We start from the raw sequence: 8,219 nt of genomic DNA on the forward strand, positions 1-8,219 counted from the left end.
CATTCTAGTTGCAGGGTGAGATCATGTCCATCTTCCGATCGCGCGGTGCGCAGGCGCCGGTTACGACAGGAGACGGACATATGGATTACAGACGACTGGGTGCATCAGGCCTCAAGGTTTCGGCCCTGAGCTTCGGGACAGGCACCTTCGGCGGCGAAGGCCCGCTTTTCAGTGCCTGGGGAAACACACAGGAGGCGGAAGCGCGCCGGCTGGTCGATATCTGCCTCGAGGCCGGCGTCAATCTCTTCGACACCGCCGACGTCTATTCGAACGGGGCGTCGGAGACGGTGTTGGGGGCGGCACTCAAGGGGCGCCGCACCGAGGCGCTGATCTCGACGAAGATGGGGCTGCCGACCGGCGACGGTCCCAATGACGCCGGCACGTCGCGGCCCCGGATCATCGCCGCCGTGGAAGCCGCCCTTCGCCGGCTCGGTACCGACTATATCGACCTGCTGCAGCTCCATGCCTTCGACGCATCGGCGCCCGTCGAGGAGATCCTCTCGACGCTCGACACGCTCGTTGGTGCCGGCAAGCTGCGCTATGTCGGCGTGTCGAACTTTTCGGGCTGGCACCTGATGAAGTCGCTCGCCACCGCCGACCGGCATGGATACCCGCGCTACGTCGCCCACCAGGTCTATTATTCGCTCACCGGCCGTGACTACGAATGGGAACTGATGCCGCTCGGGCAGGACCAGGGCGTCGGCGCGCTCGTCTGGAGTCCGCTCGGCTGGGGCCGGCTCACGGGCCAAATCCGGCGCGGCGTACCGTTGCCGGCCGGAAGTCGGTTGCATGCGACCGCCGACTACGGCCCGCCGGTCGACGAGGCGCGACTCTACGACATCGTTGACGCGCTGGAGACCGTCGCCGAAGAGACGGGAAAGACCGTGCCGCAGGTGGCGATTGCCTGGCTGCTGACCCGCCCGACCGTTTCGAGCGTCATCATCGGCGCCCGGAACGAGGCGCAGCTCCGCCAGAACCTGGGTGCCGTCGGCTGGACGCTTTCATCCGAACAGATCGGGCGGCTTTCCGCGGCAAGCGCCGTTACCGCGCCCTATCCCTATTTTCCCTATTACCGGCAGGAGGGCTTCGCGCGCCTCAACCCGCCTCTCTGATGACCGCGCGCCCTGCGTAGAAAGACGTAGGACACGCGGCCATTGCCGCTTGCAATCCGCCTTCGCATTGCACAAACTCCCCCCGATGGCGGCACAGACCGTCACCGAGGGGATAAAAATCACGCATGTCGATCAAGGCCAGTATCTACCACCTGACCCACTACACATATGACAACCCCGTCCGTCTTGGACCGCAGATCATCCGGCTGAAGCCTGCTGCCCACTCGAAGACCAAGGTCATCAGCCATTCGCTGAAGGTCTCGCCGGCGAACCACTTCGTGAACCTGCAGCAGGATCCCTACGGCAACTATCTCGCCCGTTACGTCTTTCCTGATCCGGTGACCGAGCTGAAGATCGAAGTCGATCTCGTCGCCGACATGACGGTCTACAATCCCTTCGACTTCTTCGTCGAGGAAGAGTCCGAAAACTGGCCGTTCGAATACCCGGAAGATCTCCGCGACGATCTCAAGATCTACCGCGCGCCCGAACCGATGGGACCGGCGCTGGAAGCCTTCATGGCGACGGTCGACCGCTCGCGCCAGCGCACCGTCGACATGGTCGTCGGCCTGAACGCCCGCCTGCAGGAAAAGGTCGGTTACGTCATCCGCATGGAGCCCGGCGTCCAGACGCCCGAGGAAACGCTGACCGCAGCAAAGGGCTCGTGCCGCGATTCGAGCTGGCTCCTGGTACAGATCCTGCGCAATCTCGGCCTCGCCGCCCGCTTCGTCTCAGGCTACCTGATCCAGCTGACCCCGGACCTGAAGGCACTCGACGGCCCTTCCGGCACGGAGGTCGATTTCACGGACCTGCATGCCTGGTGCGAAGTCTATCTTCCGGGCGCCGGATGGGTCGGCCTCGACCCCACATCCGGCCTGCTGACCGGTGAAAGCCATATCCCGCTCGCCGCCACGCCGCACTACCGCAATGCCGCGCCGATTTCCGGCGGCTATTTCGGCGAAGCGAATACCGAATTTGCCTTCGACATGCAGGTGAGGCGCGTCGCCGAACATCCGCGCATTACCAAACCCTTCTCCGACGCGTCCTGGGATGCGCTGAATACACTCGGCGAGGACGTCGACCGCGTGCTTGTGCAGAACGACGTTCGGCTCACCATGGGCGGCGAGCCGACGTTCGTGTCGATCGACGATTTCGAATCCGGCGAATGGAATACCGACGCCGTCGGGCCGACAAAGCGGGAGAAGGCAGACCTGCTGATCCGCCGTCTGCGCGACCGTTTCGCACCCGGCGGCTTCCTGCACTACGGGCAGGGCAAATGGTATCCGGGCGAAAGCCTGCCGCGCTGGACCTTCTCGCTGTACTGGCGGCGAGACGGAAAGCCGATCTGGAAGAACGCGGAGCTGATCGCTCCCGAGGGCAAGGAGACCGGCGTCGACGAAAAGGATGCGCTGGCCGTGCTTGCCGGTGTCGCCGAACAGCTCGGAATCGAGCCGGACATGGTGCAGGCCGCCTATGAGGATCCGGCCGAATGGATCATCAAGGAGAGCAGCCTGCCGGAAAACGTCGACCCGTCGAACTCCAAGCTGGAGGACCCGGAGGAGCGCAGCCGCATCGCACGCGTTTTCGAGCGCGGCCTGACCAGGCCAAGCGGCTATGTCCTGCCCGTCCAGGCCTGGAATGCGAAGGCGACGGGCAGGCGCTGGGTCAGTGAAAAATGGCGGACCCGCCGCGGCAAACTCTTTCTCGTGCCCGGCGACAGCCCCGTCGGCTACCGGTTGCCGCTTGGATCCCTTCCCTATCTGTCGCCGTCCAGCTACCCCTATATCAATCAGGCCGATCCATCCGAGGACAAGCCGCCGCTGCCCGATTTCAAGCCCGCCGCACGGCCGCTCGCCGAGGCGTCGTTCCAGGCGACAGAAGGCGGGCAGGACAGGGTCGAACAGGTGCGGAGCGAAATCGTCGGCACGGTGCGCACGGCGATGAGCGTCGAGGCCCGCGACGGGCGCCTCAGCGTGTTCATGCCGCCGGTCGAGCGGGTCGAGGACTATCTCGAACTGATCGCGGCAGCCGAAGCCGCAGCCGAGGCCCTTGGCCTTCCCGTGCATATCGAGGGCTATGTGCCCCCCCACGACGAACGGATCAACGTCATCCGCGTCGCACCCGATCCGGGCGTCATCGAGGTGAATATCCATCCGGCTTCCAACTGGCAGGATTGCGTCGACATCACCTCCGCCGTCTATGAAGAAGCACGGCAATGCCGCCTCGGCGCCGACAAGTTCATGATCGACGGGCGCCACACCGGTACCGGTGGCGGAAACCATGTGGTCGTCGGCGGCAGGAGCCCGAACGACAGCCCCTTCCTGCGCCGGCCCGATCTGCTGAAGAGCCTGGTGCTGCATTGGCAACGCCATCCGTCGCTCTCCTATATGTTCTCGGGCCTCTTTATCGGTCCGACCAGCCAGGCGCCCCGCTTCGACGAGGCGCGGCACGATTCGCTCTACGAACTGGAGATCGCGCTGTCGCAGGTGCCGGCGCCCGGTCGCGGCGCGCCGCCGCTGCCCTGGATGGTCGACCGGCTCTTCCGCAACCTGCTCGTCGACGTCACCGGCAACACCCATCGCTCGGAGATCTGCATCGACAAGCTGTTCTCGCCGGACGGGCCGACCGGCCGGCTCGGCCTCGTCGAGTTCCGCGGCTTCGAGATGCCGCCGAATGCGCGCATGAGTCTGGCGCAACAGCTCCTGATCCGCGCCCTCATCGCCCGTTTCTGGCTCAGCCCGGAGGACGGTTCGTTCGTCCGCTGGGGCACGACGCTGCACGACCGTTTCATGCTGCCGCATTTCGTCTGGCAGGATTTTCTCGACGTTCTGGCGGACCTGCGCACGCACGGCTTCGATTTCCGTCCGGAATGGTTCGCGGCCCAGCTCGAGTTCCGCTTCCCCTTCTGCGGCGAGGTGGAATACGAGGGATCGAAGCTGGAGCTCCGGCAGGCGCTCGAACCCTGGCACGTGATGGGTGAGCAGGGCGCGATCGGCGGGACGGTCCGCTACGTCGATTCGTCGGTGGAAAGACTGCAGGTGAAGCTGGAGACAGCCAATCCCGAACGCTACACGGTGACCTGCAACAATCGGCCCGTACCGCTGCACCGCACGGACATCAAGGGCGTCGCAGTCGCTGGCGTGCGCTACAAGGCCTGGCAGCCCGCCTCCGGCCTGCACCCGGTGCTTCCCGTCAATACGCCGCTTACATTTGACATTTATGATACATGGTCACGGCGGGCGATCGGGGGGTGCATTTACCACGTTGCCCATCCGGGTGGACGAAACTATGACACCTTCCCTGTGAACGGCAACGAGGCCGAGGCGCGCCGTCTTGCACGCTTCGAGCCATGGGGGCATACGGCAGGGACGTATACGGCATGGCGGGAGACGCAATCCTCCGACTTCCCCATGACGCTTGACCTGAGACGGCCCGCAGGAGTGTAAGGCATTGACGACGAAGGCAGCCGAAGCGGCATCGACGGAAGGGGCGCGCGCGAAAGGCGCATCGCTCGCCTATCGGCCGCTTCCCGGCATTGCCGACGAGATGGTGGCGACCGACGGGCGCGTGCGCTCCGTCTGGCAGCATCTTCTGGCTGCGCTCGGTCGCATGGGTGCGGAGGAACTCGCGAACCGCTTCGCGCGCGCCGACCGCTACCTGCGGGACGCCGGCGTCTTCTACCGCGCCTATGGTGGCAGGGAGACGGCCGGAGAGCGAGCCTGGCCGCTGTCGCACGTGCCCGTGCTCATTGACGAGGAAGAGTGGGCGGCGCTGTCGCGGGGCCTCGTGCAGCGTGCCAATCTCCTCGAGATGATCGTCGCCGACATCTACGGCAAGAACCGGCTTGTAGCGGAAGGCATCGTGCCGCCGGCGCTCGTCGCGTCGAACGCCGAATTCCTGCGTCCGCTCGTGGGTCTGGAGCCGGCAGGCGGCCACTTCCTCCACTTCTGTTCCTTCGAAGTGGGACGCGGACCCGACGGAAGCTGGTGGGTGCTCTCCGACCGCACCGAAGCGCCGTCCGGCGCCGGTTTCGCATTGGAAAACCGCGTCGCCACGACCCGCGCCTTCTCCGACATCTATGCCGAGACGCACGTGCACCGCCTGGCGGGCTTTTTCGGCGCCTTCCGCGACACGCTGCAGGCCAACAAGCAGCACCCGGAGGACCGCATCGCCGTCCTGACGCCAGGGCTGGCGAACGAGACCTATTTCGAACACGCCTACATTGCCCGCTATCTCGGCTTCATGCTGCTCGAAGGCGAGGACCTGACGATCGTCAACGGCAAGGTCATGGTGCGCACCGTCGCCGGCCTGAAGCCCGTCGGCGTGCTGTGGCGCCGGCTCGACTCCAGCTTCGCCGATCCGCTGGAGCTGAACCAGAACTCCCACATCGGCACGCCGGGCCTCGTCGAGACACTGCGCGAAGGCTCCGTCACCATCATCAACGCGCTCGGATCCGGCATCCTGGAAACCCGCGCCCTGCTTGCCTTCATGCCGGCCATCTGTCGCCATTTCCTCGGCGAGGACCAGATGGTGCCGAGCATCGCGACCTGGTGGTGCGGGCAGAAGAGCGAGCGCGAGCATGTCGCCCGCAACATCGAGCGCATGATCATCGGGCCGGCCTACTCCACCCGCCCCTTCTTCGACGACAACGGCCAGTCGGTCCTGGGCTCGTCTCTGCGCGAGAATGCGAAGATCTCCATCGCCGACTGGCTCGCCGCCGACGGCGCCAAGCTGGTCGGGCAGGAAGCCGTTACCCTCTCGACCACGCCGGCCTTCATCGACGGCAAGCTCGTGCCACGACCGATGAGCCTGCGCGTCTTCGCCGCCCGCACCCGCGACGGCTGGCAGATCATGCCCGGCGGCTTCGCCCGGATCGGCGCCGGCGACAATGTTTCGGCGATCGCCATGCAGGAGGGGGGCACGGCCGCCGACGTCTGGATCGTCAGCCGCAAGGCGGTCGAGCGCCACAGCCTGCTGCCGGCGGAAGAGAGCTTCACCCGCAACATGCCGGGCAGCCTGCCGAGCCGTGCCGCCGACAATCTCTTCTGGCTCGGCCGCTATATCGAGCGGGCGGAAGGAGCGTTACGCATCCTGCGTGCCTGGCACGGCCGCTACGCCGAATATGCCGACCCGAACCAGCCGCTGCTGAAGGATGTGAGCGAATATCTGGAAGCGCTGGACATCGATACGGCCGAAGCCGTTCCGACGAGCCTGATCCGCAGCATCGACAGCGCCGTCTTCAGCGCAAGCAACATCCGCGATCGCTTCTCGCCGGACGGCTGGCTGGCGTTGAACGACCTTTCCAAGACCGCCAAGCGCTTCCACGACAGCATCCAGTCCGGCGACGACGCCACGCGGGCGATGACCGTCCTCCTGCGCAAGCTCGCGGGCTTTGCCGGTCTCGTGCACGAAAACATGTACCGCTTCACCGGCTGGCGCTTCCTGTCGATCGGCCGCTACCTGGAGCGCGGGCTGCACATGACCCGCCTTCTCGGGCATCTGTCGGGCGAGGACGCCCCCGATGGCGCGCTCGACATGCTGCTCGAAATCGGCGACAGCGTCATGACCCATCGCCGCCGCTACAATGTGGCGACCGCCCGGCTGACGGTCACCGACCTGCTTGCTTTGGACCCCCTGAACCCGCGTTCGGTGCTCTACCAGCTGAATGAGATCAAGAACGAGGTCGAACAACTGCCGAACGCCTTCGTCAACGGCCAGATGTCGTCCTTCTACCGGGAGGCGATGCGCCTGCATGCAGGCCTCGCGGTGATGACGCCGGATGGCATGACCAATGCAGCCTACAAGCGCTTCGAAGCCGAGTTGGAGCGCCTGTCCGACATTCTCGCTCAGACCTATCTCGGATAGCAGGCGCGCCATGCTTTACGACGTCAACCTGCAAATCACCTACACCTACGACGCGGTCGTGTCGGGCGGACGGCACCTCGTGCGCGTTCTGCCGCTTTCGATCGGCGGACGGCAGCGGCTGGTGGCCGGCAACCTCACCGTGTCGCCGCTGCCGGGCGAGCGCAAGACCTACAGGGACTTTTTCGAGAATCCGGCCACCTCCATCCTGTTCCGCATGGCGCATGAGGAACTGAACATCCGCATGCAGGCCCGCGTCCATGTGGAGTCTCCGGATACGACGGCCGACTTCTCCCCCCGGATCAATGCCCTGGCCTCGGAAATCGCCGGCTACTGGTCGCTCGACGCCGGCTCGCCGCATCACTTTATCGGCCACAGCCCGCGCCTGTCGGATTGCACCGACATCGCCGCCTATGCGCGCGATATCGTCAAGCCCGACATGACGGTGCGCCAGGCGGCGACGTCGATCTGCGAGCGCATTCACAAGGACTTCGTTTACGATACTGAAGCCACGACCGTGGACACGACGCCGCGCGAGGCGTTCAAACTGAAGCGCGGTGTGTGCCAGGACTTCACCCATGTCATGATCGTGGCGCTGCGCAGCCTCGGCATACCGGCAGGCTATGTCAGCGGTTTCCTGAGGACCATTCCGCCGCCCGGCAAGGAGCGGCTCGAAGGCGCCGACGCCATGCATGCGTGGGTCCGCCTCTGGTGCGGCCGCATCAACGGCTGGATGGAGCTCGACCCGACCAACAACATCCCGGCCGGCACCGACCATATCATCGTCGGATACGGGCGCGACTATTCCGACGTCGCTCCCGTCATCGGAATTCTCAAGGGTTACGGTCACCACAAGACCAATCAGGCGGTCGACGTCGTACCGGTCCACGTGCCGGCCTGAGGCCGCCGACTGCTTCCCGTTTCGGGACACTGCAAGCGCCCGCGAACACCCGGTTTTCGACTGCAGATAGAATTTTACGAAAATTATACCACTGCGTTGAACCCAAAACTAACAGATGCCAGCTATCGTGCACCCAACATTATGATGATGGGTGGGCAAATCAATGATGCAGACGATGGGGCGCGATGCCGGGCTAAGGCGGTTTGCAAAGGATCGCGGCGGAAATTTCGCGATGATGACGGCGCTTGTGCTGCCCGTCATCCTCGGCGCCGGCGGCTTTGCGATCGACCTGACGAATGTCGTTCTGGAAAAGTCGAAGCTGCAGGCCGCGGCCGACTCGGCGGCAC

The 8,219-nt window shown here is 65.0% G+C and carries 5 protein-coding genes; all 5 read left to right on the forward strand.

What is annotated here, in order from left to right:
• The first annotated feature begins 80 nt into the window (after positions 1–80).
• Complete coding sequence (locus tag LXM94_RS10490) at positions 81–1,112, forward strand: aldo/keto reductase (RefSeq protein WP_235771194.1); 1,032 nt, start codon at positions 81–83, stop codon at positions 1,110–1,112.
• Between the two features lie 125 nt (positions 1,113–1,237).
• Positions 1,238–4,555 carry a transglutaminase family protein gene (locus tag LXM94_RS10495; protein WP_235771195.1) on the forward strand — a complete coding sequence of 1,106 codons (3,318 nt, stop codon included), beginning with the start codon at positions 1,238–1,240 and terminating at the stop codon, positions 4,553–4,555.
• Positions 4,556–4,559: 4 nt separating this feature from the next.
• Positions 4,560–6,974 (forward strand): circularly permuted type 2 ATP-grasp protein, encoded by a 2,415-nt coding sequence (locus tag LXM94_RS10500; RefSeq protein ID WP_235771196.1) that lies wholly within the window; start codon positions 4,560–4,562, stop codon positions 6,972–6,974.
• 10 nt (positions 6,975–6,984) lie between these two features.
• Positions 6,985–7,872, forward strand: coding sequence for a transglutaminase family protein (locus LXM94_RS10505; RefSeq protein WP_235771197.1), 888 nt, complete (start codon positions 6,985–6,987; stop codon positions 7,870–7,872).
• 232 nt (positions 7,873–8,104) lie between these two features.
• Positions 8,105–8,219, forward strand: a 115-nt coding sequence (locus LXM94_RS26160) for a TadE/TadG family type IV pilus assembly protein (protein ID WP_329605601.1), incomplete at its 3' end; no start/stop codon positions are given.

The sequence above is a fragment of the Rhizobium alarense genome (genome assembly GCF_021555155.1).
In the GTDB taxonomy this organism is placed as follows: Bacteria; Pseudomonadota; Alphaproteobacteria; order Rhizobiales; family Rhizobiaceae; genus Rhizobium_D; species Rhizobium_D alarense.

Bases quoted from the DNA above. Each gene is read 5' to 3' on its own strand.
- LXM94_RS10490 (WP_235771194.1), top strand. From the start codon at position 81: ATGGATTACAGACGACTGGGTGCATCAGGCCTCAAGGTTTCGGCCCTG.
- LXM94_RS10495 (WP_235771195.1), top strand. From the start codon at position 1,238: ATGTCGATCAAGGCCAGTATCTACCACCTGACCCACTACACATATGAC.
- LXM94_RS10505 (WP_235771197.1), top strand. From the start codon at position 6,985: ATGCTTTACGACGTCAACCTGCAAATCACCTACACCTACGACGCGGTC.